The sequence below is a fragment of the Parahalioglobus pacificus genome, assembly GCF_014652275.1.
GTDB lineage: Bacteria > Pseudomonadota > Gammaproteobacteria > Pseudomonadales > Halieaceae > Parahalioglobus > Parahalioglobus pacificus.
This window is the reverse complement of record NZ_BMYM01000002.1, coordinates 328,662-354,806: the sequence shown is the minus strand read 5'-3', so window position 1 is coordinate 354,806 and position 26,145 is coordinate 328,662. Positions and strand designations below refer to the sequence as shown.

Sequence of the window (26,145 nt, the reverse complement as noted above, 5' to 3'; positions counted from 1 at the left end):
GTTCCGGAAAAGACGAATAAAAATCGCAATAAAAGGGCAATATAATTCGATAAAAAAGAAAGGTTGTTGATTCGATTGCGGCAGCTCTCGCGGCCGTTTATGCTCAAAAATTGTGTGAGAGCCCAGACTCAGGAAGCGATGAACAGGGCACAGCCTAGGGAAGTGGAGTCCGCTGAAAACGCGGAGCAGCAGCCGATTCTGTCCAGCCAGGTAGACCTGTTCACGCTTGACGGTGATCCGGGCTATGTTGTCGACAACATGGAAGGCGCGGTTGATCAAGCCGTGTTCCTCGCCAAAGTTGATATGCCCGTTGCCATTATCGGTGCAAGAGGCACAGGTAAGATGTATATCGCACAAGTTGTGCACGAGGCTGCGGGCGGCTCACCCGAAGATATGATTGTGTTGGACTGCCACGAATTGCGCAGCCGTGAGCAGTCGTTCCGAAAAATCTGTGCGCTGGTCGATCACTGTAAGGACCAGACGCTGGTGTTCAAGTCGCCGCACCTGATGCACCCCGATACGCAGGACCGGGTCGCGCGCATGGTGAGTACACGCACCTTCTTTAACGAAAAGCCTCCGCGCTACTTACCGCGCGTGCGCCTGTTGGCCGTATTCCCCGAAACGCTGGAGAAGCTGGTGGCGCAGGAGCGACTGTCACGCAAGCTCGCCAGTGCATTTGCCGGTTACCCCATTGTCGTCCCTCCCCTGAAAGACCGCGGAAAGGCTGTGTTGCGCTGGGGAGAGAAGATACTTGGCCAGGAGGCGGCGCGGCGCAATCGGTCAATTAAGGGTCTAACCCCGGATGCTGAGCGCGCCATGCTGGCACACAAGTGGACGGGCAATATCACGGAAGTGCGTGAGCGCATTATTGAAGCGTTGGACTACAGCGATCATGAATGGATAACCGCGGCAGATATCGGCCTACACGATGCAGGGGACACTGCTACTGAGCCCACAACCAACGGCGCAGCCTTTCTGGATTGGGCCAGCGAGGGGGCAGACACGCAGGAGGTGTATACACCCACGGCACTGGAAGAGTTGGAGTCCCTCGTGGCCGCCATGGTGGCCCGGGAAGTGGCATCGCCCAGCGGCGCGCCACTTGGCACCTGGCTGCAGGATGAGCTGGTCACTGCAACACTGGAGCGCTATGACGGAGAGCAGGGCCGGGCGGCCAGCTTTTTGTGTACGCAGGCACGCAACCTTGGCCGTTGGGCGCCCCGCATCGCAGAGCGCACGGCTACTCGACATGCCTATCGCGACTGGCGTGAGGTGGCACGTCTGGTCAGGGACTGGGTTCGTGCCCTGCCAGCGGAGCCGCCGTCACCGCCAGCGACACTGGAAAAATTGCTGCTCATCCAGCTTGAGCGTTCGGGAGACAACGTAACTAGCCGGGAAAAATCTCGGCTTCTAGGTGTGTCAGTGCCAACTTACCAAAAAAGGCTAAAGCACTATGACATTGGCGATTCCTCGGGCGATAACGATGCAGCAGGAACCGCAGTATGAGTGATCCATCGCAAAACAGCGCCAGAGAGCGTGCACAGAAATCGGTGCACGACTACGCCGTCGAATATCAGGATTTGCACCTGGAAGAGCTGGAACCCTGCCTAGGGTTTTCAGCTCGCCTTAACCTGCTGTGGGACCTGGCGGGTGCTGCCTTGCCGCAAACAGACGGCCGAGTTCTTAGCCTGCTGGCGATCAACCATGATTGGAAAGAAAGCGATGTTCGTGATTGGCTGCAGCGGGACGTGGTGCCGCCACCGGTTGAGCTGCGTAATATGGTCAGGTTTTTGGTGCATCAACTCCCCGACCAACAGGATGTTCGGCGCTGGGAGGCGTTTCTGATCTACGGTGCACCGATTGTGTCATCGCCGGTTGACCAGATGATGTACCGCGAGGACGAGATGCGGCGTAACATTGCGACCATGATTTTCGCCCAGATAACCGACAAGTATCAGATTCCGCCTTCGGCTTATGATGCGGATCGCGTGTACCAGCGCTGCCTGGCACTGATGCACAAGTTCAATATTTATGAACTGAAGGACTTTCAGCCAGGGCACTTGGAACCTTTCCGCAACTATCTGTTCCCGAGTGACTGACGACGACACCATCGGAGTAGCCCTGCCACCCGCTCACGCCCTGCCCCTTTCAAGGGCGCTGGCGGCGGCGGGTCTCAGAGCGGAAGTTGCAACCACGCCGGCGCTGGTTAAGGCGCTGGTGCGCGAGGGGCACTGCCGCCTCTGGGTATTTGATGACACCCCCGGCACAGCCTTTGAAGCATTGGCCAAGGGGGGCACAGCCTTGTTGCCGGTGGAAAGCTTGCCCGATCATCGTAATCCCGAGGCGTTGGAAAGCTGGTGCCGCGCGCAGATTCAACGCATCCGCCAGGTGGGCAAAGGCAGAAAAGTACTCACTCGACCTACGGTGCAAGACCCCGCGGTCTGGCTGCTAGCCGGGTCGGCAGGGGCTACACCTGCTATACAGTCATTCCTCAATGCCCTCGATGATGATGTGCCCGTGGCGTTCGTCTACGCGCAGCACTATGACGTGGCCAAACGAGCCCAGCTTGCGGAGATGGTCTCCGACAACCCCTCGATTGATATGACGCTATTGGACACCCACGCACGCCTCGCCGGAGGCTCCGTTGTGATCCTGTCACCGTCCTGCCGGTTTGCGCTGTCATCGCCGATCATCATTTCCCTGCCCGAGCAGCCCTGGAAGAGTCGCTACACCCCATCCCTTTCTGAGGCTATTGCCATTCTCGGTGGCGCAAATGTGGCACATACCGGGGTCATTGTGTTCAGCGGTATGGGTGAAGATGGCGCCGAAGCGCTGCCTGCATACACCTCACACGGGGGTGTGGTTTGGGCGCAGTCGCCAGAAAGCGCCGTATGTGCCGCCATGCCCCAGGCGGCGATCGATACTGGCCTTGTTTCCCTCACCAGCACCCCGGAGGGCCTCGCCGAGGCTCTCAGTCATCGATATGTGAGTTGATTCACACTTTTTCTCGACTTTCTGGCAGTTGAGCTATTGCCATCTTCGAAAACCCCTGAAGCACGCATAAATACGGACTTTTCACGTTCTGAGACATAAGTCCTGATTCTGGAGAAAACTCCAGTTTTCGCTTGATGCGGGGCTTGCCAATTCAAATACTGAACCCGTCTTTCACGGCTGCGCGTTGGCGTAGCGTACGTTTTAAGAGGGTGAACATGACAGAACAGACCGAGGAAATGGACGTAAGCGGCGTCAAGGTAGCCATCATTGATGATGCCAAGACGATTCGCATGATGATGTCTCATACACTCAAGGGTATGGGCTGCGAGGTTGAGATGGCCGAAGACGGCTACAAGGCGTTGAGCATGCTGCGCCGCTTCAAGCCGGACATCATATTTCTCGACATCACGATGCCGGAACTGGACGGATACCAGACCTGCACACTGATACGGAATGCCGAAGATACCAAGAACACACCGGTGATCATGCTGTCGTCGTCCGACGGCATCTTTGACATTGCCAAGGGCCAGGCACGGGGCGCGACCGCTCATGTGACCAAGATTCCGCCCGAGAGTGTGTTGCGCAAGCTTATCTTCGATTACACCGGCGCACACAAGGCGGCGTAAACGATGACCTCTGCGATTCAGGCACTGCAGGATCTGCAACAGCGTTTCGGCCAGGCCGTTGAGGCCCCGCCGACGCCGGTGGATCACTGCATCTACTGGGCGGGGACAGCGCTTGGCGTGGCTGGCATTCCCCTGCTGGTGGGTGAAGGCGAACTCGATGAGATCATCGAGATGCCTGAGGTGACGCCAATTCCCAGTACCCGTCAGTGGGTGATGGGTCTTGCAACCCATCGCGGTGGTTTGATTCCTGTGATCAGTGGCGATGTCTTACTGCGTCGCGAACCCTATTCCGGACGAGTGCGGGACTACTGCATGGTAATCCGTCGCCCCGGGATGCATTTCGCGATTACGCTTAGCGATGTGCGCCGCAGCACTAAATTCCCAATCGACGAACGCGACATGGAGCGCGACGTTGATCCGGCCGTTCACGGCTACACCCTGGGTGGATTCGTCCTCGATGACGACTTTTGCGCAGTTCTCGATCTCGACAAATTAATAAACGAAGGCGAGCTGGCAAATGCCGCAGTCGCCTCAGAGCAACACAGTGAGGAAACGGGCGATGTCTAAACCTAAAACGGCAGGAACTTCTTCAGTATGGGTGACAGTGATTATTGTCGGCATGCTGGCGTGTCTGGCGGGGGTGGTTTACACCTTCTACGTGGCACAGCAGGAGGCTGGTACAGAGAGTCAATTCCGCGTACTGGCTAATGATATGCGCGTTGCGCAGAACGACGTGGTGGCGCGTGCGCGCGCAACAACGCGTGGTGATGCAGCGACTTTTGCGCAGTTGGCTCAGGATGTATCGAACTTCGACGCCATGCTGGGTGATCTCGATGGCGCAGGCATTGATGGCGAGGTATCTCGCATTCAGGGTAACTGGCAACCGATCAAAGACAGCGCGCAGCTTCTGGTCGCCGCCGGTGATGACATTACCTTCATTCGTGGTGTGTCGGTGGATCTGGAAAGCAACATTCGCCCAATCCAGAGCGAGTTTGCTGCCGTTGTCGACATTCTGCGGGATGAAAATGTATCGGTAGATACTATTGCGGCCGCGCAGAAGACCTTATGGTTGACTGAGCGTATCGCCAGGAACATCGACAAGATCCTGGCCGGCGGTGAAGAGAGCCAGGCTGCCGCGGATGAGTTCCGCCAGGATGCTGCAAACTTTAACCGCACGGTTGACTCTTTGAAAAACGGCGATCGCGTGATGGGTGTTCAGCAGTTGACTGACCCAGACGCGCTGGACTCTATCAACACAGCGTCTGCACTGTTCTCGGTGATTTCAGCGTCGATTGACCAGATCGCGAGCTCCTCTGAGCAGATGCGTGAAGTGGCGGGTGCGCGAGAAGCCATCATTGAGTCCAGCCCCGAGCTGACGGCAGCGATCTCCAACATTGTTCCGGCGCTTGACCGCCTGAACAATGCGCGGTTCTTCGATCGCACCACGTTGCTGGTGTTGTTCGGTGCGCCAGCGCTGCTGGCGGTTGGCCTATTGATCGTCATGTTCCGTGGCCAGCGTCGCCGGGTTGAATACACCGAGGCCGGTGTAGAAGACATTAACGGTGCTCTGGTGAAAATCGCGGAAGGTGACCTGACCGTGAAGGTACCTGAAGACAACGAAGTGACCGCAGACATTGCGCGGGAAATTAACGCTTCTACTCGTCGCCAGCGCGAACTGATTCAGAACATTCGCACGCCGTTTGAAGTCTCGGTCGACGAGATTAACAAGATTGGTAAGACCGCACGTGGCCAGGTAGATAAGGGTAAGCAGCTGACTCGCTCGGTTGTTGATTCCACCACCGCTGCTACCGAAATGGTACGTACCAGTGAGGAGATCAAGCACTCCACAGCAGAGGCGGCCAAGTCGTCCGAGCAAAACCGTTCTCGAGTTGAGCGCGGTTATGAACTGACCAAGGACATGTCATCGGCCTCAGCTGACGTGCGTGAGTCAGTACAGGAAACGTCGAAATCTGCAAAGCGACAGGGTGAATTGATCCAGTCGGTAACCAACGCCGCGGAATATATTCAGGCGCTGAACACCAAGATTTCGGTTGTTGCGATTAACACCCGTATTGAGGCGGAGAAAGCCGGTGAATACGGCCGACCCTTCCTCGGGATTGCGGAAGCGATTGGTGACTTGCTGCGTGAAGCGGAGGAAGAGGGTCGTAAGATTATTTCTGAAGTACGCATGCTGCAGAACATGTCCGCCGAGAACATGGAAAGTATGGAAAACACCGTAGGAACGGTTGTAACCATTCTGGAATATATCGAGCGCCTGGATGCGGCACTTGAGGAAATCAACGACGGCTCAAGCTCGATTTCCTCCATCATTCGCTCGGTGGATGATGCTGCGGGACAGTCTGCTGTCAGCGCGCAGCACATGAATAACTCCATGGCGGAGATTCGCGAGCGTAACGTGGATATTGCCGAGTACAGTGAGTTCACGCAGTTGGGTGTATCGCAGCTGCAGTCGTCAATGCGCGACGTGGCGGACAACCTCAGCCAGTTCCGTATTGAAGAGGGTGTTGCCAATGCTGCCTTCGATCTCAAGACAAGCGGTGAAGTAGAGCATGTGAATGGCTCACCCAGCCAGTTCGATGAGGCGGAAATGACGGCACTGGAAGACGCTGAGGACAACCGGGCCTCCGTATGATCCAGCGATCCGCACAAGCTATGTTTAAGCTCAGTGACGAGCAGCTCCAGCAGCTGCTCCACGAGCTGCAGCAGCGCACAGGTATCACCGTCGAGACGCCGCGCTGGCTACTCGAGGAATACCTGGGCGAGCGCAGTGCGGAGTTGGGCATGTCCAGCGTCCAGGGCTATCTGGATAGTCTGAAGGACGACCTGGGCTCTCGTGCCGAATGGCTGGCCCTGGTGGATTTGTTGACGGTGAAGGAAACGCGTTTCTTTCGCCAGCCCGCCGCGTTTCAGCAGGTTAGGCAGGAAGTGTGCACGCGCGCACAGGCCGACACTATTGGCCCTGAGTTTTCGGTATGGAGTGTGGGTTGCTCCACCGGTGAAGAGCTGTATTCCCTGGGGATGGTGGTAGAGCATGCCCTGCGCGACAGTGGATGCGCGACCAACTGGCATGGCATTGGTACAGACGTCAGTTTCGGCGCCGTCGCCAGAGCCAAAATTGGCCGTTACCCGGAGCGCTCAATCAACGATATCCCGCTGGCTTATCGCAGCCGATACATACGGTGCGAGGACAAGGACCAGTACTGGGTTTGTGATCGCATCTTCAATCGCATCAGCTTCTTTCACAGCAACCTGATGCATGTAGAGAACGCACCTTTTGCAAAGTTTGACATCGTGTTTTGCCAGAACGTATTGATTTACTTCGACCGCATAACGCGCTTACACGTTATCGATCAGTTGCTGACCCGTACCCGGGCAGGTGGTTTGCTGGTTTTGGGTGCAGGTGAAGACATTGGTTGGCACACCGATCAGGCGGAAAGAATTTCGCAGGACGGCGTGACGACTTACAGGAAATTGGGAGGCTTTGAAAATGGCTAAAAAGACGGACATCGTATCGCTCAAGTGGGTGGTCGGCCTGATGAACAAGCAGGCTGAAAACGCTGAGCAAGCCCTGGTCGAGTACAGCCGGGATACCAGCCAAAAGCAGCCGTTGTTGCAGTGCATGTGGGCGATCCATCAGATCACCTCTACCCTGCGCGCGCTGGGCATCCGCAAGGCGGAAATGCTCACGATCGAAATGGAGCGCAGCCTCAACTACCTGTACAAAGACAAGGTTCAGGGTGAGCGGAGCAAGCTCACTATGGGCGGACTGATGCAGGCGCTGAAGGTTTTGCCCGCTTATCTGGCGCATGTTCAGAGTGCGCGTCGTGATACTGGCCGTGGCCTTGAGCAGTATGTGAACGACCTGCGCCGCTGGTTGGGTGAGCGACCCAAGCCCCAGGCCCTGTTCTTCCACATGGACATCCCTGAGGGAGCCGGCATCACGGAGGGTGGAACCACCGCTCCCGATGAGGAGATCAAGAGCCGTGCCAATGTCATGCTGGCGCTGTACCTGGAGATGGCCAAGAGCGCGTTGCGCAAGCAGAACACACGCGAAAGCATGAAAACCGTCGCCCGCATTGCCCGCAAAATGCAGACGCTGTTTGCTGGCACCGTCGCCGAGCGTTTCTGGTTCACCATGATTGGTGTCTGCGAAGGCATGGCTGGTGGCTTGATCGCGCCTGACGAGTGCATTGCCCAGCTGTTCAAGTCTGGCGCCTTCCAGATCAAGTTTGCCCGTGAACACGGGGCCGAGCTTGATGATGCCGTGGACTATGAAGACTGCCAGCTGCAAATGCTTTATTACATGGCAGCAGTGAAGTCTCAGCCCGTCCACATCGCGAATATCCGCAAGGTTTTTGAAATCGACGCCAGCACTCTGGAAGAAGCCCAAAGCGGTCTGGTGCACATGGATGCGCTGATCACGGCGCTGTCCGGTGCTCTCGATAATCTTAACCAGGTGGTGGACTACATCACCTCGAACGACCTCGCTATTGCCGCGGGTCAGGATGACTCTGATTCCAACGTCGCGCTGGATGGCATTGAGCGTGCGCAGCACCGGTTGTACGCCGCGGGTCAGGATGCTCACGCAGACTCGCTGGTTGAGGTGTCCGGCCAGCTCCAGCGCCTGTTTGAAGGTGAATACCGTGACGAGCCTGATCGCCTGGAAACAGCTGTGACTGCGATTGTTCGTAGCATTGTCGATGTAAAACTGGATGTGGAATACAAGCTGGAGCACGGCGTGACAAGCTCTTTCTCCAGCCGCGATTTCGAGCTGCGCGAGAGTGTTGTTAACGCGACCTTTGCACAGATGTCGCTGGTGGAGAGTTATCTGCACGCGATTCTTCGTCGCAAGGCGCTGACCAAGGCACTGACAAACCGTCCTACAGATCAGGAAGGCGTATTGCAGTTGACCATGGCGCTGCACCGTTACCTGAACAAAAGCGACCGCGGTAATGAGGCGCTGCGTGAAGCCGTTGCTGCGGCTGATCGCGGCAGTGAAAATACCGACGAACTGCTGGAACTGGCGCAATCATTCCTCGATGAACTCGACGATACGCCCGAGCGCAAGGGCATTCGCCTCTCACTGCAGCTTCTGTCTGAAATCGCGGGTGCTCTGTCCTTCGCGGGCATGGAGCGTGAGGGCAACATCATTGAGCGTTGCTCCAGCTGGCTGGAAGCTGCCAGCAAAGCCGGCAGCGTGCGTGAAGACGACGCCTTCCGCTGTTTTGCTGATGCGTTCGCGCAGATCGAATTGCACCTGCAGCGCTCAATCATCGATCCGCTGGATGACACCTCTCACCTGGTAACACTTGCTGAGCAGCGCGTGGCTGAACTGGACCAGTGGACAAGCACCTTGTCTCCCGGATCTGCCGCCGCTTCGCCGGTCGCAGCGACGGCTGCACCCAGCTATGTGCAGGATACGGACATCCCAGCAGAGTTCCGCGAGGTGTTTATTGAAGAATCTGAAGAGATTGTCACAGAACTGCAGCGCCTGATTTCGGTTTGGAGAGAAGAGCCCGCGGTTAACGACAACCTCCGGGAAATGCGCCGGCACTTCCATACCTTTAAGGGTAATGGCCGAGCAGTGGGAGCGAACGTTCTGGGCGAGCTGGGTTGGTCGGCGCAGGACTTGCTGGACCGTGTACTCGAAGGTGAGTTAGAGCCTGATGCACGTTTGGAATCGCTGCTGTCTGATGTGATCGCCGCTTTGCCCGATTTGGTCCAGTCGTATAAGGACCCCGGCGAGTTTGATGACAGCCTGACCCGCGAACTGACTAATCGTTGCTTCCGCGCAGCAGAGTCCATCGAAGGTCTGGCGGAGGATTTGCCCGACAGCGACGAGGACATGGACAGTGAAGCCGGTTCAACAACTGCTTCTGGAAGTGCTGCATCGCAGCCTTTCGGTCACCACTGATAGCGCCAGGGAACGGCGGTAGTTGATCAGGGAGAGCCAGAATGCAAAGTGATGAAAGGCCAGAATCCGTGAACCCGGATGATGAAGTGATGGGTAGCGACGAGTCTCAGGACGAAAACCTGAGCTGGTTACTCGACCAGGACTTGAGTGAAAGCTCTGATAGCCTGTTTTCGGTCACACACGACGAGTCTGAAGATCAGGGCCTGACCCAGGCTGAAGCGCAGATGGCCGCGAGGCCTCTGGTTCGCGGCAGCAACGATACTGATGTGCTTAGTGCCTTCGTAGAAGAAGAGATTGTTGTTTCTTCCGTGGGCGAGAGCAGCGATATCTACGCTGACAGGGCTGCAGAGAAAGCTGCTGCCGAGGCAGAAGCAGCGGCCCAGGACACAATGATTGTTGCTCGTGGCCGAGTAGACGGCGGTAATAGTGCAGACAGTGACGCTGTCTCTGGCGATATTCTCGGCTTGAGCGATGAAGATGATATTGGCGAGCGGTTCCTTGTCATCAAGCGCCGTGCCAAGTCAGCTCAAGCCTCTGTGCAGACGCAGCCAGCGGATGTAAAACAGCCGCCTGAGACGAACGATGTGCAGGCTCCTGTTGCAGAGTCTTCGGCCCCGAAAACATCCGAACCTGTTAAAAGCGGGTTGCTGGGCAGCGCCGAGCCCTTGGTGCAGGTAGAAACCCGAGTTCCGTCTGAGGCAGATGCTGCCCCCGATGTGACTTCTAGCGAAGAAGTTATAGCCGACCTTAATGTTCCTGAATCCACGGACAGTGCGAGCGATCCTCTTGCGATCGATGCTGACGATGAGGATCTCGGTGGCTTGTCACTGGCGCCGCTCGATGATGACAGCGCCGATGAGTCGCTGGATCTCGATCTCTCCAGCTTTAACGTTGAAGAGCCTGAGTCCCTGGGCGCGTCTTTGGAGCAAGCCCTGGACACGGAAGACAGTGCTGACAACGATGAACTAGGGTTGGCTGACGACCTCAAGTTCGAAGGCGAACTGTCTCTGGAGTCTCTGGCAGACGACGATTCGGAGTCATCATCAGAATTTCTGGGCGATCTTGCGGACGAACTGGACTTGGGCGGCCAAGCCGATGATGAAGTTGCTGGCGCCGAAGAGACACTGTCTGATCTGGCAGGCTCCCTGTCGCTTTCAGATGATGAGTCCGAGGGTGCTGATGATGGCTTCCTATCCGACCTCGCCGCCGAGAATGATGCGCTGACGCTGGATGACACAGCCGACAGCACCGTCAGTGCGACAACTGAAGAATCGAATTTCCTTGGAGCGCTCGATGGGCCTGAGCTCACAGACTTTGATGGCGATGATTTGGGTACTTCGGGCTCGTTTGCCCAGGAAGCCAGTGAGCTGTCACTCAGTGCCGGGGACGCCGAATCTGGTGAGCTCTCCTCTGAGTCCACAGGATTCCTCAGTGACGCTGCTCAATCGATAACAGAACCCGCTCCAGAGGTGGAGCTGGGCCGCGCGACGCAGGACAGTATCGAAAACGATACGGCTTTCAGTGTTGAAGACGAGCTGCTCGTAGAGGCTGCGACAGTTGCTGACCGCGAAGACATAAGAGACATAGAAGACAGCGCAGATGATATCGAGCTGCACGAGACTCTCGATACGGAGGGTGCTAACGCAGAGGATGATGCGGTGTTTCTCGGCGACGTCGCCGGCGAATCACAGTCTGATGACTCGGATGAAGGCGCTACTCAAGGCGGTCTTGCCTCGGCGCTGGAAGTAGATTTCACCACTGTTGCTGGTGAGGATCTCGAGGGCGAAGACAGCCCTGACGGTAATGTTGCCGCCTTTGATGAGGAAGTCACTTTTCTCGGTGACACCACTGATTCAGACCTCACTGATGATGCGGATAGCATCACAGTTGAAGACAGCGATGATTCGGCGCTGGCGGTAGTTTCAGCAGATAGCGTCGACATGGATACTGAGGCCGGGCAAGAAGCCGAAGTGTCTTGTGGCGCAGACGAAAGCGTCGCTGTGATTGTTGGCGGTTTGTCAGATGAAGATGCCAGCTTGGCGGACGACGTAGATGAGTCCGGCTCGGAAGAGCCTGGCTCGGATGAACCTTTGGGTGTGCTGGATGAAGATCTGCAGCCTGAAGAAGACGCCCTTGCCGCATCCATGAATTCTGCGGAAGCACTTGAGGCGTCATTGAACGACGGCGTTTTTGACACCGAGTTCGATGAAGTTGAAGCCTCTAACAGCGACTACCACGAGGACTTTATTACACCCCGCGAGCAAGCGTCAGCGGTGGTCGTCACTGTGACGCCTTTGCTGGCAGCTATGGTCAACGAGCTACAGAATCGCGTGGACGACCGTTTGCTCGACCTGGAGTTGATTGGCGAACCACTGGAAGTCGACTGCACGCTGGCCCCTGACACTGTCACACTGAATGACAGCCTTGCAAAAGGCTATGTGTCGCTCACAGAGTTTGCAGAACCTTTGCCCTCTGCAGTGGAGCACCTCAGCGAGGAATCCTTGACGGCTATTCGTGTGCGTCTGCAGGACAGTGAGGGGTCTCGTCACTGGAACCGTTTGTTGCAGGATGATTTTGCGCCTGAGCAGACCGACTCAGAAACGACCGAAACAAGTCTGGCCGCAGTGCCCGATATCGACCCGTCCGCGTTGGGACTGGCAGTTGAGTCAGGTGAGGACGCTGAGGTGCAGAACACAGACGCGGGTCTCGATGACGCACTGACGGATGAGACCATTAGTTTTGACGCTGATGACATTGATTTCGGCATAGAAACCGATGAGCTCTCTGCAGATACTTCTGCAGTAGATGCGCTGATGGACGATGACTTCGATGTCTCTGACTTTGGCGCAGACGAGCAGGCGCTGGGAGATGAATCGCTCAGTGTTGTAGCGATTGGCGAGGCAGTGTCTTTTGAAAACGCTGACACTGAAGCTGACTCCGACGAGAACACCTCAGACACTGTGAGCACGGATGATGCTATCGCAGCCCTGGGCAACACGGAGCTTGAACAGCCAGAGACTTCGCTGACTGGCCTTGAAGTAGAAGACAATGAAATCGAGGTATTTGAGGATGAAAGCCAGGCCGATATGGCCGCGGCTGAAGCCGGTCTGGATAGCGATCAAACCACGGATAGCGAAGATCCCTTTGGCAGCCTGGATGAAGATGATGACTGGTCTTTGAGCGATGCCGCTGCGGCTGAGCTGACCACTGCATCGGGTGACACTGATCTGGACTTTGACGAGTTTCTCGATCAGGCCGGGGAGACCTCCGGTAACGAATCAAATGCCCTGGAGTCTATCTCCGCACTGAATGACGTGGACATCGGTGCGCTTGTAGAAGCGGACGAGGACGATGCAACTGCGGTAGATGCCAGCGATGAAGTGTTGTTGGCCGCGGTTGAAGAAGATCTGGAAGCCGAAGCTGTCGATGAGCCTCTCCTTGTCGACGCGGAGCTGGATGCCTTGGATGAGGCCTTCGATGCTGCCGCAGATGAAGATGCTGATGAGCTTGTGGCCTCGGGCGAATCGCTTGAAGACATCTTTGGTGATGATCTCGACAGTGATGACTTTACTGTCGCCGCCGACTCTGAGTCCGATGTTGAGGCGCTGTTTGAGAGCTTGGGCGCGCTGGGCGCTGACAGCGACAAGGAACTGGACGCTGCGCTGCCTTCGGTGGATGCAGAGAGTGAGGCTGATTATACAGCGCCGATCGTGGCCGCAGAGCCAGCTGCTCCGGCCGCAGTGGCCGCCAGTCTGGACCATTCGGGCAAATGGTATTTGCCCGAAAACATCGAGTTCAGCTACACCTCCTCCAGCAGTGCCGAGCTATTTGATGACTTCCTGGATGCTTTTATCGAAGAGGGTGCCCTAGAGATCGAAAAGCTCGAAGATGCCATCAGTGAGTGGGAGCAGGATGTTGAATCCGAGGACGCGTTCGCGCCCGTACCCCGCATCCTGCATACGCTTAAGGGCATTGCCAAGGGCGTTGGATTGCAGCGCTACGGCACGCTGATCCATAATTTTGAAACGCTGCTCGAAGGTGTCGACAAACCTGAGGCGTCAGCCAGCGGCCCCTACTTCCGTATCGTGAACACATGGCTGGATGCTGCTGTACGCGGGTTCGAGAAAATTCAGGATCAGCGCACAGACATCGATTCAGAGCTGCCCACTGCAGAGGGCGATGAGCTGCCAGCTGCGGTTGTGACCGCTAAGCCCGCAGCGCAGCGGCAGGCGATCACAGACAAAGACAATGACAAGCAGTTGGCTGATGAAGGGGCCAAGGCTCTGGCTGCCCAGCAGACTATTCGCCTTACCGCTGAAGCGGTAGACCACCTGATGAACCTGACCAATCAGGCACAGCAGCTGGGTGTGCGTTCTTCGCAGGGTACTGTGCGCGGCAAGATGGCGCTGGCGGAACTGCAGGGTCGTCTGTCATCGGTGCGGTCGCATATTTCCCGTATTGCAGACCGCGCACTGATGAACGTGACGGCACGCGGCGGTGAGCAAAGTAGCGCCGAGCTCGATGCACTGGAAATGGACCAGTACTCGGAGCTGCAGGAAGCGGCAAACATCCTGCGCGAAGGTGTGGAGGATTTGAGTGAGCTGATCCAGCTCTCCAGTCGCCAGAACGCGCTGGTTGAAGGCCTGCTGAAGCAGCAGAACAGCATTGTGTCTTCACTGCGTTCCTCGATCCAGTCAGCGCGAGTGATTCCCGTGTCCCGACTCATGCCGGGATTGCGTCGTATAGTGCGCACGGTTGGTGCTGATCTGGGCAAGGATGTGTCATTCCGCGTTCTCAACGAAACTGGCAAGCTGGATCGCGACAACTACAGCCGCTGTCAGGTTGTTCTTGAGCACATGGTGCGTAACGCCCTGGATCACGGCATTGAAGACGCCCAGACACGACTGGAGGCGGGCAAGCCCGCAGCTGGCCGTATCAGTATCGACATCGGTAAGGATGGCTCGGATTACCTGATCAAGCTCAATGATGATGGTCGCGGCATCGATCCCAGCGTGATCCGCGAAACGGTGTATCGCAAGGGTCTGGATGTGGACGTATCGCGGATGAGTGAATCCGACGTTATGCGCCTGATTTTCCACAAGGGCTTCTCTACCAGCTCCACGGTGAGTGAAATCTCTGGTCGAGGTGTCGGTATGGACATCGTGCTCAGCGAGTTGCAGGCCATCGGCGGTGATATCGATATTGAGTCTTCGGTGGGCGTCGGTACGACCTTTATGATTCGGATTCCATCGAATGTAACGGCTAACGGTGCACTGTTAGTGTCAGCGGGTGATCACAGCTACGCAATTCCCCTGGATGGATTGATCGCGGTTGAGTACGTACCCGTTGATGAATTCTTCGACGCCATTGAAAACGATGGCACTCTGGCATTGTTCGGCTTTGACTGTGAGCCCGCTTATCTGGCGACACTGTGTCATGGCGAAACCATGCCTGAGCGCAAGGCCTGGACGAGCACCATTCCGGTGATTGTGGCAGGGCGCGACGAAAACGTGATGGCGATTGCCATCGATGATGTTGAGCAGGCACTGGAACTTGTTATTCGAACTCTGGGTAGCCAGTTCGCTCAGGTGCCCGGTCTGGCTGGCGGTGCAACCACTGCCGACGGCCGCGCTATCGTGGCACTTGACCTTAACTTGCTGGTGTCCAGCCTGGCCAAGCACGGTGCTGATCGTGTTGCCATGTCTGAAGGACAGCAGGATGAGCTCCTGGTCATGGTGGTGGATGATTCCCGAACCCAGCGATTGGTGGCGACCAGCAAGTTTGACTCTCTGGGTGTGGAAACCATCACCGCAGAGAATGGTCTGGCTGCAATCGACCTTTTGAATGCCTCGCATCGCCTGCCGGATATCATCCTGCTGGATGTGGAAATGCCGGTGAAAGACGGTATTCAGACGCTCAAGGATTTGCGTAAGTCGCCCCGATACATGGATATTCCAGTGATCATGGTGACATCACGTACCGGCGCCAAGCACCGCAAGCTCGCTGCAGAAGCCGGCTGTAATGGCTACATGGGTAAGCCGTTTAACTTCCCCCTGTTGGTGCAGGACATTAACAAACTCACTGGCCGTCAGCTGAGCGTGGCTTGATACAGGACTGATCATGGAAAACGCAGCGCCACAACAATGCATTATCTTGCCCTGCACTGCCGACGATTTTTGGGCGGTGCCGGAAAATGCACTGGCTGAAATTCTCACGCTTCCTGCCGAAGGCCAGCATCCACCGGCGACAGTGGAGTGGCGTGGCAGGGAGATCCCCGTGCTCGATCTGGGCAGTGATGCCGACCACTGGGGTAAGCGTCACGGGGGCACCGGCCTTATTGCGGTATTGCGCGGGCTCAGCAGCTCGGGCCCCGAATTCTGGGGGGTTTGTCTGCGTGAGCTGGGTCTGCGTATCGAAGTCCTAACCGAGGAGGCCGAAGACGCCAGTGCGAATGCGGCTGAGTACGCCGTGGGCGCCTTCCGCCAGGGCGAAGAACTGTATCAGGTGCCGGATCTCCAGGCCCTGGAGAGCCGCCTCAACGGCTAAGGTGGGTCTATGTCAGACGCCAACGACACACTGCAAATGAACGATGTGCTTGCCGGTATAGAGCAGGCGTTTGGTCCCGAGAGTGCGTTTACTGCCGAGCCGGTGTCTGAACCCGAGAAGCAGGTTCTGGCGAAGGTCTTTGGTGATGACGGGTATCAGGACTATCTGCAGGACCAGATCAACCGACAGGTCATCAGGGATTATCTGCTGAATGCCCGCATATTGGGTTTTATCGATAAAGATCAGCTAGAGGAAATTCTGCATCGAGCGGCCTCGTTTGAGGGTCGCGCCGTACTGGCCCTGCATATGATTATGCGCTCGGTTGAAGAGGCCTGGAATCTGGCCCAGGAATGCGGTGAGGGCAGCCTACAAGTGCTTAGGCCCGTGCCCGGATCCCCTCCCCAGTTGGAACTCATTCCTCAGCGCTGATTAAAAATTGGCGAGAAAAACGGCCCCTTAGGGGCCTTTTTTATGGTTGATTGTAAAAAATTGGCACGAAAAATCCAGTTTTTTAAAACTTCATGAAATTTTGGGGATATTCCCATTGAGACAGATATTCCTCCTGTCTATAAAGGTCGTGTGCCGCCATAAAGCGGATTAGGGACACGCCCTGCAGTATCGGGTTACAGCAGAACACAACACCATAAAGGAGAGGTTCGCCATGCTGACAATTACCCCCACGGCAACACTGGAACAGGATGCCGGTCAGGACCTAGAGGTTTATGCCGTTATTAACGGCCGTAAAGTATTTCTTCCGGCAGACGCCAAGTATGTGATGCAGGACCGTCGCGGTATCTGGTTCTATTGCAAGCGCAAGCCGCGCACCAGCGAAGGCGATTGGACGCCCAACAAGACCAGCATCTCCTGCTTCACCGATGGTGGGTACGTGCGTGCTTTGAAGACTGAGACTTCAGTACCCTGGCTGGATACCTGTCAGCGCACTGTCCGCGTCGTGGCTCGTAACAGCACACGTGCGCCGCTGGAAGATGAGATTCAGCGCATCTAAAACGGTGCGCTGACACCGAGGTCGGTGGGTTTAGACCACCATCTCGTATTCAGGTCGGCCGGCGTCTTTGCACCAGCGCAACAGCTCCTGTGCATTGTCGGCCAGTATACCCAGCACATCCTGCTCCAAGCGCTTATAGGCGTCCTGCCACACCCTGGCGTGTACAACCACTGCGCAACGCTGGCTCATGGGCATGCTATGAGGCAGGTTTAGCGGGTCGAAGGGCTCGTTGCGGAAACCATTACTCAGTACCGCCGAGATCACTTCGTCCTCTCGACTGTCTTTCAACTCGCCCTCAAAACGTCGAATAGGCATCAAAAGATGCCCGCGCTGGGGAAAAGCCTCATCCACAATAATGTTGTGAATCCATAGCGGCAGCTGTGTCTTCAGTCGCGCGATAAGCTCACGCCGACCCAACATCTCTACTTCGGTCACGTTCAGCTCAGGCACTACGCGACGCAGTGCGAGGTCGGTGCGCTTATGAAAGCCATAAGGATGGAAGGCGTTCATACGAGCGCCTACCAGTGCGATGTGTGTGAGTTGAAATTCGGACATATCAGCGTCTCTGGCGATTACTGCAGCCTGAAGATAACGGGTACCGGCACAATCACTTCGCCGCTCTCAGTACCGTATTCGGTCGTTGCCACCTCGTTGATGGTCACCTGGAAGCCGTCTTCAAAGGCGGCACTGGCGGCCCGTATAGCAGCTGAGTCCAATGAGGAGTGGCCAGAGCTACGCGCTACCACGATTTCCTGAAGCTCACCCGATTGCGACAGGCGCAGATCCAGTTCCAATGTGCCTTCCAGCTCACGACGTACCGCTGAACGTGGGTACTTGATATTGCTGTTCACTTCGCGCAGCACCATGGCATTGAACTCCAGCAGCTGCTGGGAGTAGTCGGTGAGCGACAGCGCATCACTGATGCTGCGGTCCGGTTCTACCGGGCTATTCTGGGGGGTTATTGCCGCCAGTTGAACCGCCTCTGCTTCCTCCGCAGGTGCCTCGGGTGCTGCTTCTTCTGCAGCTGCGGGTGCTGTTTGCTCAATCGCCTGCGCAACGGGATCAGCTGCTGGCGTGCTGGGGGTGGATGACAGTGCGGCGACGGTTGCTACGGCGGGCACGGGTGTCTCATCAGCCCCGGTTTCGGGTGTGCTGATGGGCTCGGGCTGCGCGGCAGAAATTTCTGCCGCGGCGGGTACTGCCGGTGCTGCTGCGGCTACCTGCTCTGCTGCTTCGGGTTCTTCGCTGCCACCAGTCCACTCGGCGACTGCTGCAATACGTTCAGCGGAGGGTTCGTTCGCGTTGTAGACGCTCAGCAATGTGACATCGACATCAGGCGCTGTGAGTGTGCGACGAAAATCGGCGGTGGCACCTTTCTCGCCCAGCCAGCTCATTAAGAGGTAATCAAACACGGTGCCGTCATTGGACTGCGCCAGTTCCTGGCCATTCAGGGAAGCGACCGCTTCATCAGCTTCTGTGAGCATGATGTCGAAGCTGTCGCCGGCATACAGACTGCCCTTAACCTGGCGCATGATGCTGTCAATAAAGCTTGCAGTGGCCTCATTGGCTGGCTGGCCAGTCGCCAGCTCGGCCTGCAGCAGCATACCGCCCAAAAGGCTCCTTATACTGGTGCGACGTGCGACAACGCGATATTCCATGGCCTTGGGGCCGGTAAAGTTCTGGATATCGTCTGGCTTGGGTACCAGCTTGTCGACGTGAATCGCACCCAGATAAATCTCGCGTCCGGTTTCCTGGTGAACGGCCAGTCCAACCAGGCGTAAGTCATCACTGACCGCCAGTGCAGGCATTGTCCATGCACTCAGCAGCCCCGCAGTGAGGCACAGTTGTTTTATCAATGTTTTCATTGGCTTCGGCCTGTTGCGTGTTTCCGCGTTGTGGGTGAAAGCTTTGCGTTTGAGAGCGTTTCAGGCAACAAAAAATCCGTGAAAAACCCACTTTCTGGGCTTTTTGCGCCTGTTTTGTGGACTGTGCACGGAAAAACGCCGATTTGAGGGTTATTCGCCCGGTTTATGCCCCAGTTTCCCGGGTTTGTCTGTTCCCAGGGCGATACCCAGGCGGTCGTCATCCAGTTGGGGGTGCTGCGGTTCCAGATCCGGTAGCGTTTTACTGGCGCGAGCAGACAATTGCTGAAAGCGGTCGACCTTGCCGTACAGGCCCTGTTTGCCCACCAGCCCGGTCACCGCATCGTTATAGTGGTTGCTCACCGTGTGCAATGTGCCGCCCAGCTTCTGGAGGCGTTCCGCAACCAGGCATACCTGGTTGTAGATCTCGCCCGCAGACTCACTGATAGCCCGGGCTTCGGCGTTACTGCGCTCTGCCATCCACAGGTTGGAAACGGTACGTAGGATGGGTAGCAATGTGGTGTGGGATACCATGACCACGTTGCGTTTATAGCCGTAGTCAAACAGCTCCCGGCTGTTCTTCATGGCCTCGATGTAGGCCGGCTCAATGGGCATAAACATCAAAACAAAGCTGGGGCTCTCGATACCGGGGAGGTCGCTATAGCCTTTGGACGATAAATCATCGATGTGATTGCGCACCGCCCGCACATGCGAAGTGAGCGCTTGCTTGCGCTCTTCATCAGTCTCTGCCGATGTTGCACGATCGTAGTCCACCAGCGATACCTTGCTGTCGACCACCATGTGCTTGCCGTCAGGCAATTTAATGAGGCAGTCCGGCAATTTACGTTTGCCTTCGCCATCTTTGAATGCGGCCTGTAATTCGTAGTGGACGCCGTTCTCCAGTCCCGCGAATTCCAGCGTTCGCTGCAGTTGAGTCTCGCCCCAGTTACCCGTGGTCTTCTTGTCGCCTTTCAGGGCCTGTGCGAGGTTGGAAGCCTGATCATTCATTGCCAGCCCGACATCCAGCACTTTGCGGATTTCGGCCTCCAGCGCAGTATTGCCCTTCAGCGATTCGCTGTGCACTTCATTGACTCGCGCCTGAAAACCGGCAATTTGTTCCCGAAAGGGTTTGAGCATGGCCTCAACAGAGGCCTTACTGGTGTCGGAGAACTGCTTGCCTTTACTGTCAAAGATCCGGTTGGCGAGATTCTCGAACTCCTTTTTCAGGTTCTCACGATTCTCATTCAGCAGTGTAAGTTGGCTTTCATGTTGTTGCTCGCGTTCAGCCTGCTGGGCTTCGAGCCGGCTGAGCGCAGTGCGTAGCTCCTGGGCCTGGCGACTGAGCGCGTCACGCTCTTCCCTGACCCGGGCGACGTCGGCGTTCGAATCAGTGAGCCGGATCTCGGCACCGCGCAGCGCTTCCTCGACCTTTGTCGTCTCCAGCACCGCCTGATGTTGCGCGGCAATGGCAGCATCCCGTTCATCCCGTGCAGGCCCCAGTTTTGCGAGATGATCTTCTGCACGTGCCTTCTCTTCGTCCAGCGCCTTTGACAGGCGTGTTACCAGTGGCTGGCGCAGTGCCAGGCCCAGGCCAATACCCACCAGTAGGGCAACAGCGGCGCCCAGACCCAGCAGAACGGCTGGATCTGAGAAGTAGGACATTAGGTCATTCATGAGGATGCAGTGTAAAGCAATGTGCCGCGCAGGTGTCGCGCTATGCGCCGCACCTGTCGCTTAATCAAGCCGGTTAACCGCCTTCAGCGATGATCGCCTTGGCCGCCTCGGCGAGGCTGGGATAGATGATCGGGCGTTGCCCTAGGCTGTGCGCGGCCAGTGCATCGTCAAGCGCTGTAATCGTGCGCTGACCTTTGCCGGTTTCAACCAATAACGGGATGCAATTCGCGGCCTCGCCAGCCTGCAGATCTTTGAGGCTATCGCCGACAAAGTGGGCCCCTTCAAGAGGCATGTCCAGCTCCCGGCTTATGGCTTCCAACAGGCCCGTGCCGGGCTTGCGGCAGTCACACCCCTCGTCCGGCAGGTGTGGGCAATAGGCGATCATGGCGATTTCGCCACCAGCTTGTTCCACCAGCGCCAACAAATACTGGTGAATAGCTTCTAGCTCATCAAGCCCAAAATATCCCCGAGACAAACCACTTTGGTTAGTGGCAATGGCCACGGTATACCCGGCGCGGTGCAGTGCAGCGATTGCGTCGATGCTGCCCGGCACCGGGTGCCACTGATCAAGGTTACGAATGTAGTCATCAGAGTCCTCATTGATGACACCATCGCGATCCAGAATCACCAGTCTGGACACTAGCGGCTGACAACCAGTTGCGAAATGTCAGCTACCTGTAAGAACAAGTCCCTCAATATCTTGAGCAGGTTGAGCCGGTTATGGCGCAGTGCTTCCTCTTCGGCGTTGACCATGACATCATCGAAGAACGCGTCCACGGGCTGTTGCAATACCGCCATCGCCGCCAGTGCTTCAGCGTAATTGTCGTCTGCGAGAAGGGCTTCAACGCCTTGGCTGACGTTCTGCAACTCGCTATGGAGCGCCTTTTCCGCACCCTCTGCCAGTAGGCCCGTATTCACTTCGCCTAAACTGTGGTTGTTCTCAAGCTTGGCAAGAATGTTGGATACCCGCTTATTCGCTGCGGCCAATGAGCTGGCTTCAGACATCTGGGTGAAGCGCGCTACTGCGTGCACCCTGTGCTGGATATCCAGTGGCTGGGTGAGCCCCAGGGCCGCAACGGAACGAAACACTTCCGGCGCAATGTTTTCGTCTTCATACCAGGCCCGGAATCGTTCGATCATGTAGGCGACAACGTCGCCTTCACTGTCTGGTGCAATAACGCCGGGCTCAAAGCCTTGTGCTGCCGTGTGAACCCATTGCGCCAGGTCCAGTGGTAGCTCTCCTTCCACCAAAATGCGTAATACGCCTAAAGAGGCGCGCCGCAGGGCGAAGGGATCCCGTGAGCCTGACGGTGGTTGGCCAATGCCGAAGATGCCTACCAGGGTATCCAGCCTGTCGGCCAGTGCCAGGCAGGTGGCTACGGGCCCTGAGGGCAAATTATCGCCGGCAAATCGGGGCCAATACTGCTGCTGTAGCGCCTGAGCAACGGCTGCAGGCTCACCGTCGTTAAGCGCGTAGTGATAACCCGCCACGCCCTGCATGTCGGAAAACTCGAGGACCATGTCGGTGGCCAGATCCGATTTGCACAGCTGGCCGGCACGACTGGCTTCGTCGACATTGGCGCCAATGGCGCCGGCAATCTTGGCTGCCAGCGCGGCGACGCGCTCTGACTTGTCATAGACCGTACCCAGTTTTTGCTGGAATACGATGTTCTTCAGGCTCTCACGGCGAGCTTCAAGTGTGGTTTGCTTGTCGGTCTGAAAGAAAAACGCTGCGTCACTGAGTCGCGGCCGGATAACCCGTTCATTGCCGTTGATTACCTGGGCCGGGTCTTTGCTCTCGATATTGCTGATAGTGATGAAGTTGGGCAGCAGCTTTCCGTCACTGTCCACCAGGTGGAAGTACTTTTGGTGCTCCTTCATAGAAGAGACCAGTGCCTCCGCGGGAACCTCCAGGAATCGTTCTTCGAAGCCCCCCGTCAGTGCGACCGGCCACTCCACAAGGCCAGTAACTTCATCAAGCAGGTCCGGGTCCACCACAGCCTGCGCATTCAGTGCGCTGGCCTCAACGGCAACCTGCTCCTGAATCATTTGCTGGCGACGCTCAAAGTCTGCCACGACCTTATGGCCCTCCAGCAGTGCCTCATAGTCGCCGGGCTGCTCCAACGTTAGCGGACCGCTGCTGTGGAATCGGTGTCCGTAGGTGGTATTGCCTGTAGCGATGCCCAGCACTTCGCCGAAAGCGCAGTCACTGCCGAACAGCGCCACCACCCAGTGAACGGGTCTGACGAACTCTTCCCGGCTGGCGCCCCAGCGCATACGTTTTGCGATAGGCAGGTCGGTGACCGCGCTGTGAATAATGCCGTTCAAACACTCGGCGGTGCTGGCTCCGGCAACGGTCTGTTTCAGACCCAGGCGAATGCCCTTCGGCGTGTCGATGGCTTGCAGTGCCTCGGGTTCCACTCCTTGCTTGCGGGCGAAACCCTGCGCAGCGGGTGTCCAGTTACCCGCATCATCCTTGGCGCGGTCAGCTGGCGGACCCAGCACTTCCACCGCTTTATCCTCTGCCTTTTCAGTCACATCACGAAGCAATACCGCCAGACGCCTCGGTGCTGCGAACCACTTAACCTCGCCGTGGGTGAGTGCGTGATTGGCAAGTCCTGAGATGACGCCATCGCGTAGCGCGATACCTAGAGTTCGAAGATTCTTGGGTGGCAGCTCTTCGGTGCCGATTTCTATCAGTAGATCTCGCGTTGCCATTAGCTTGCCTCCGCCTGCAATTTGGCCAACACGTCATTACGCGCGGCCTCCTCGGCCAGCGGGAAACCCAGCGCTGCTCTGGTATCGAAGTACGACTGGGCGACGGCTCTAGCGAGCGTTCTCACCCGCAAAATAAAGCGTTGACGCTCGGTCACCGAGATCGCGTGGCGCGCATCCAGGAGGTTAAACGTGTGTGACGCTTTCATGACCATCTCGTAAGCGGGCAGCGGTAGATCCTTTTCCACCAGACGCAGCGCTTCTGACTCGCAGTGATCGAACTGGCCGAAGAGGTACGGCACATCGGCCTCCTGGAAGTTGTAGCGCGACATCTCCACCTCGTTCTGATGGAACACATCGCCGTAGGTCACTGTACCTGCGGGACCTTCCGCCCATACCAGGTCGTAGATGGAATCGACGCCCTGCAGGTACATGGCGATACGCTCGAGGCCGTAGGTGATCTCTCCGGTTACCGGGTAGCACTCAAGCCCTCCCGCCTGCTGGAAGTAGGTGAACTGGGTGACCTCCATGCCGTTCAGCCAGACTTCCCAGCCCAGCCCCCAGGCGCCCAGTGTGGGTGATTCCCAGTTGTCCTCGACAAAACGTACGTCGTGAATATCGGTGTCTATCCCCAGTGCCGACAGGGATTCCAGATACAGGGCCTGGAAATCCGCCGGCGAGGGCTTCATCACTACCTGAAACTGGTAGTAATGCTGAAGTCGATTGGGATTTTCGCCATAGCGGCCGTCGGTGGGGCGGCGGCTGGGCTGTACATAGGCGGCATTCCAGCTCTCTGGCCCTACGGCCCTCAGGAACGTCGCCGGGTGAAAGGTGCCCGCACCCACTTCCATATCCAGTGGTTGCAACAGCACACAGCCCTGTTTCGCCCAGAACTGCTGCAGCTCAAGAATGAGCGCTTGAAACGTCAATTTCTTCACTTGTTAACCCGCTGCCCCTGGCAGACCCGCCTGCAAAAAAGCCCAGTATTATACCGACTCTTTTGGCGGCATAATATGCGCCGTTGCACCTCCTCACCCGGAACCAGACACCGACCGATGGACTCGCTGAAAGTTGCTCTGATTAAACTGGCGCTGACCGTCTGCTCCCGTCTTCCGCTCTCCTGGGCTCGCGCCGCCGGCCGTGGGCTCTCACTTCTTTACTGGCCACTGGGCGGTCGCAGTCGAGTGGTCACCCTGCGGAATATCGAGCTGGCCTACTCGGAACTGCCATTGGCAGAGCGCAAAACACTGGCGCGTCGCAGCATAGCGTCAACGGCTGAGCTGATTTCTGAGATGGGGCATGTCTGGTTGCGGCCCTGGTCACAGTCGCGAAAGTACATTGTGCAGGTGCACGGAGCTGAGCAAATCACCAACGCATTGGCGGCAAAACGCGGCGTCATTGTTCTGGCGCCCCATTTGGGCAACTGGGAGGTGTTGGGCTTACACCTGGGGGAGTTGGGCGATACGGTCTCGCTGTATTCGCCGCCGGCACTGGCAGGTTTAGGGCCACTGATCGAAACAGGCCGACAGCGCAGCGGCGCCACGTTGGTGCCCACCGACAGCCGCGGTCTGGCACGACTTCTGCGTAGTGTTAAGCAAGGAGGAATCTCTGGCATCTTGCCCGATCAGGTGCCCCGTGATTTGGCCTCGGGGCAGAATGCGCCTTTTATGGGGATCTCCTGCTTTACACCCACATTGGCGAACAACATGATTCGTCGCACCGGTGCGCTGGCCGTATTTGGATTTGCGCAGCGAATTGATGATGGCTTTATCGTCCGTTACCTGCCCGCCGAGGATGATATTTACAGTGATGATGATGCCACCTCGCTGGCCGCCCTCAACCGCGGCGTTGAGGCCTGTCTTGGTTACTGCCCCGAGCAGTACCAGTGGGAATACAAGCGGTTCAAGCAGCGCCCTGCGGGTGCTGATGATGTTTACAGTGATCTGAAAAAACACAGCCGCCGACGTAAATCGACGGGCTCCGAAGGAAAAGCGGAATGATATTTGGCAAGTTAATCGCCGGCGCATTGGGGTTGATCGTTGGGAATATTCCCGGCCTGTTGCTGGGCGTGTTTGTGGGCCATGCCTTCGATCGTGGTATGGCGCGAACTGCCCAGTTTGGCTCGCCAGAGCAAATCGCGCGCATAAAGAAAACGTTTTTCGAAACTACCTTCCGACTGCTGGGACACATGGCGAAGGCAGACGGCCGTATCAGCGAAGAGGAAATCGCCCACACGCGAATGCTATTCGGGCAAATGGGTCTGGATGCGGCTCAACGCAAGCGCGCTATCGAACTGTTTCAGGAAGGTGCAAAGCCTGAGTTTGAACCTGATATTGCAGTGCGGAGCTTCACCGAAGCCTGTGGTCGCCAGCCACAAATGCAGCAAACGCTATTGTTGTTTTTGGTGTCTCTGGCTCTGTCAGATTCCCAGCTGCATGACAGCGAACGGAACGTACTTTACCGGGTGGCTCAGTCCTTCGGCATGGGCCGAGCTGCCATTGACCAGCTGCTGCGCATGGCTCAGGCCCAGGGACAGTTTCACGGTGGCGCGGGTGCCGGCAACACCGGCCAAAGCAATCTTGAGGACGCTTACACAGCACTCGGCGTGGATGCGTCGATCAGTGACAAAGACCTAAAGCGCGCCTATCGAAAGCTGATGAGTGAAAACCACCCGGATAAGCTCATCGCCCAGGGGGTGCCGGAGGATATGGTCAAGCTCGCAACCGAAAAGTCGCAGGAGATTCAGGCGGCCTATGACATGGTGCGCAAATCCCGCGGCTTGCGCTGAGT

The 26,145-nt window shown here is 57.0% G+C and carries 20 protein-coding genes; 14 read left to right on the top strand and 6 right to left on the bottom strand.

All coding sequences use genetic code 11. From position 1 onward, the window contains the following. Positions 1 to 138: 138 nt before the first annotated feature. The 12 genes from IE089_RS10365 (at position 139) to IE089_RS10310 (ending at position 17,104) form a co-directional block, all read left to right on the top strand. Positions 139 to 1,503: an AAA-type ATPase lid domain-containing protein gene (locus IE089_RS10365; protein WP_189477746.1), complete on the top strand. Its 1,365-nt coding sequence runs from the start codon at positions 139 to 141 to the stop codon at positions 1,501 to 1,503. Next, positions 1,500 to 2,096: a hypothetical protein gene (locus tag IE089_RS10360; protein ID WP_189477745.1), complete on the top strand. Its 597-nt coding sequence runs from the start codon at positions 1,500 to 1,502 to the stop codon at positions 2,094 to 2,096. Before IE089_RS10365 ends, IE089_RS10360 begins: the two co-directional genes overlap by 4 nt. Further along, on the top strand, positions 2,089 to 2,991 hold the full coding sequence (locus tag IE089_RS10355) for a chemotaxis protein CheB (RefSeq protein ID WP_189477744.1): 903 nt from the start codon (positions 2,089 to 2,091) through the stop codon (positions 2,989 to 2,991). The genes IE089_RS10360 and IE089_RS10355 overlap by 8 nt, the downstream gene beginning before the upstream one ends. A 215-nt stretch (positions 2,992 to 3,206) precedes the next feature. Then, positions 3,207 to 3,617, top strand: coding sequence for a response regulator (locus IE089_RS10350; RefSeq protein ID WP_189477743.1), 411 nt, complete (start codon positions 3,207 to 3,209; stop codon positions 3,615 to 3,617). A 3-nt stretch (positions 3,618 to 3,620) separates the two neighbouring features. Then, positions 3,621 to 4,184: a chemotaxis protein CheW gene (locus IE089_RS10345; RefSeq protein WP_189477742.1), complete on the top strand. Its 564-nt coding sequence runs from the start codon at positions 3,621 to 3,623 to the stop codon at positions 4,182 to 4,184. After that, complete coding sequence (locus tag IE089_RS10340; RefSeq protein WP_189477741.1) at positions 4,177 to 6,270, top strand: methyl-accepting chemotaxis protein; 2,094 nt, start codon at positions 4,177 to 4,179, stop codon at positions 6,268 to 6,270. The genes IE089_RS10345 and IE089_RS10340 overlap by 8 nt, the downstream gene beginning before the upstream one ends. Positions 6,271 to 6,290: 20 nt before the next feature. Beyond that, a complete protein-coding gene (locus tag IE089_RS10335) occupies positions 6,291 to 7,133 on the top strand; it encodes a CheR family methyltransferase (RefSeq protein WP_189477740.1) in 843 nt (280 codons plus the stop codon). Beyond that, the gene (locus tag IE089_RS10330) at positions 7,126 to 9,552 is read left to right on the top strand and encodes a FimL-related protein (protein WP_189477739.1); all 2,427 of its coding nucleotides are present in this window, start codon (positions 7,126 to 7,128) and stop codon (positions 9,550 to 9,552) included. The genes IE089_RS10335 and IE089_RS10330 overlap by 8 nt, the downstream gene beginning before the upstream one ends. Before the next feature lie 41 nt (positions 9,553 to 9,593). Continuing rightward, entirely contained in the window at positions 9,594 to 15,659 is a 6,066-nt protein-coding gene (locus IE089_RS10325; RefSeq protein WP_189477738.1) for a response regulator, read from the top strand. Positions 15,660 to 15,672: 13 nt separating this feature from the next. Beyond that, on the top strand, positions 15,673 to 16,098 hold the full coding sequence (locus IE089_RS10320) for a CheW domain-containing protein (RefSeq protein WP_189477737.1): 426 nt from the start codon (positions 15,673 to 15,675) through the stop codon (positions 16,096 to 16,098). Between the two features lie 9 nt (positions 16,099 to 16,107). Beyond that, positions 16,108 to 16,527 carry a hypothetical protein gene (locus IE089_RS10315; RefSeq protein ID WP_189477736.1) on the top strand — a complete coding sequence of 140 codons (420 nt, stop codon included), beginning with the start codon at positions 16,108 to 16,110 and terminating at the stop codon, positions 16,525 to 16,527. 232 nt (positions 16,528 to 16,759) lie between these two features. Then, entirely contained in the window at positions 16,760 to 17,104 is a 345-nt protein-coding gene (locus tag IE089_RS10310) for a hypothetical protein (RefSeq protein ID WP_189477735.1), read from the top strand. 30 nt (positions 17,105 to 17,134) lie between these two features. On the opposite strand, the gene IE089_RS10305 is transcribed toward IE089_RS10310, so the two are convergent. From IE089_RS10305 to glyQ, 6 genes are all read right to left on the bottom strand, one after another. Next, entirely contained in the window at positions 17,135 to 17,659 is a 525-nt protein-coding gene (locus IE089_RS10305) for a hypothetical protein (RefSeq protein WP_189477734.1), read from the bottom strand. Between the two features lie 17 nt (positions 17,660 to 17,676). Beyond that, entirely contained in the window at positions 17,677 to 18,969 is a 1,293-nt protein-coding gene (locus IE089_RS10300) for a TonB family protein (protein ID WP_189477733.1), read from the bottom strand. Between the two features lie 150 nt (positions 18,970 to 19,119). Then, positions 19,120 to 20,628, bottom strand: coding sequence for a DNA recombination protein RmuC (locus IE089_RS10295; RefSeq protein WP_189477732.1), 1,509 nt, complete (start codon positions 20,626 to 20,628; stop codon positions 19,120 to 19,122). 85 nt (positions 20,629 to 20,713) lie between these two features. Then, a complete protein-coding gene (gene gmhB, locus IE089_RS10290) occupies positions 20,714 to 21,280 on the bottom strand; it encodes a D-glycero-beta-D-manno-heptose 1,7-bisphosphate 7-phosphatase (protein WP_189477731.1) in 567 nt (188 codons plus the stop codon). Further along, entirely contained in the window at positions 21,280 to 23,358 is a 2,079-nt protein-coding gene (gene glyS / locus IE089_RS10285; protein ID WP_189477730.1) for a glycine--tRNA ligase subunit beta, read from the bottom strand. Before glyS ends, gmhB begins: the two co-directional genes overlap by 1 nt. Continuing rightward, the gene (gene glyQ, locus IE089_RS10280; protein ID WP_189477729.1) at positions 23,358 to 24,293 is read right to left on the bottom strand and encodes a glycine--tRNA ligase subunit alpha; all 936 of its coding nucleotides are present in this window, start codon (positions 24,291 to 24,293) and stop codon (positions 23,358 to 23,360) included. The genes glyS and glyQ overlap by 1 nt, the downstream gene beginning before the upstream one ends. A 117-nt stretch (positions 24,294 to 24,410) precedes the next feature. Here glyQ and IE089_RS10275 point away from each other — a divergent pair, with 117 nt between their 5' ends. After that, positions 24,411 to 25,355: a lysophospholipid acyltransferase family protein gene (locus IE089_RS10275; protein ID WP_189477728.1), complete on the top strand. Its 945-nt coding sequence runs from the start codon at positions 24,411 to 24,413 to the stop codon at positions 25,353 to 25,355. Beyond that, on the top strand, positions 25,352 to 26,143 hold the full coding sequence (djlA, locus tag IE089_RS10270) for a co-chaperone DjlA (protein ID WP_189477727.1): 792 nt from the start codon (positions 25,352 to 25,354) through the stop codon (positions 26,141 to 26,143). Before IE089_RS10275 ends, djlA begins: the two co-directional genes overlap by 4 nt. Positions 26,144 to 26,145: the final 2 nt, after the last annotated feature.

Excerpts from the sequence above, each read along its gene's own strand:
- IE089_RS10365 (WP_189477746.1), top strand. The coding sequence starts at position 139 with ATGAACAGGGCACAGCCTAGGGAAGTGGAGTCCGCTGAAAACGCGGAG.
- IE089_RS10360 (WP_189477745.1), top strand. The coding sequence starts at position 1,500 with ATGAGTGATCCATCGCAAAACAGCGCCAGAGAGCGTGCACAGAAATCG.
- IE089_RS10350 (WP_189477743.1), top strand. The coding sequence starts at position 3,207 with ATGACAGAACAGACCGAGGAAATGGACGTAAGCGGCGTCAAGGTAGCC.
- IE089_RS10345 (WP_189477742.1), top strand. The coding sequence starts at position 3,621 with ATGACCTCTGCGATTCAGGCACTGCAGGATCTGCAACAGCGTTTCGGC.
- IE089_RS10340 (WP_189477741.1), top strand. The coding sequence starts at position 4,177 with ATGTCTAAACCTAAAACGGCAGGAACTTCTTCAGTATGGGTGACAGTG.
- IE089_RS10335 (WP_189477740.1), top strand. The coding sequence starts at position 6,291 with ATGTTTAAGCTCAGTGACGAGCAGCTCCAGCAGCTGCTCCACGAGCTG.
- IE089_RS10330 (WP_189477739.1), top strand. The coding sequence starts at position 7,126 with ATGGCTAAAAAGACGGACATCGTATCGCTCAAGTGGGTGGTCGGCCTG.
- IE089_RS10325 (WP_189477738.1), top strand. The coding sequence starts at position 9,594 with ATGCAAAGTGATGAAAGGCCAGAATCCGTGAACCCGGATGATGAAGTG.
- IE089_RS10320 (WP_189477737.1), top strand. The coding sequence starts at position 15,673 with ATGGAAAACGCAGCGCCACAACAATGCATTATCTTGCCCTGCACTGCC.
- IE089_RS10315 (WP_189477736.1), top strand. The coding sequence starts at position 16,108 with ATGTCAGACGCCAACGACACACTGCAAATGAACGATGTGCTTGCCGGT.
- IE089_RS10310 (WP_189477735.1), top strand. The coding sequence starts at position 16,760 with ATGCTGACAATTACCCCCACGGCAACACTGGAACAGGATGCCGGTCAG.
- IE089_RS10305 (WP_189477734.1), bottom strand. The coding sequence starts at position 17,659 with ATGTCCGAATTTCAACTCACACACATCGCACTGGTAGGCGCTCGTATG.
- IE089_RS10300 (WP_189477733.1), bottom strand. The coding sequence starts at position 18,969 with ATGAAAACATTGATAAAACAACTGTGCCTCACTGCGGGGCTGCTGAGT.
- IE089_RS10295 (WP_189477732.1), bottom strand. The coding sequence starts at position 20,628 with ATGTCCTACTTCTCAGATCCAGCCGTTCTGCTGGGTCTGGGCGCCGCT.
- glyS (WP_189477730.1), bottom strand. The coding sequence starts at position 23,358 with ATGGCAACGCGAGATCTACTGATAGAAATCGGCACCGAAGAGCTGCCA.
- IE089_RS10275 (WP_189477728.1), top strand. The coding sequence starts at position 24,411 with ATGGACTCGCTGAAAGTTGCTCTGATTAAACTGGCGCTGACCGTCTGC.
- djlA (WP_189477727.1), top strand. The coding sequence starts at position 25,352 with ATGATATTTGGCAAGTTAATCGCCGGCGCATTGGGGTTGATCGTTGGG.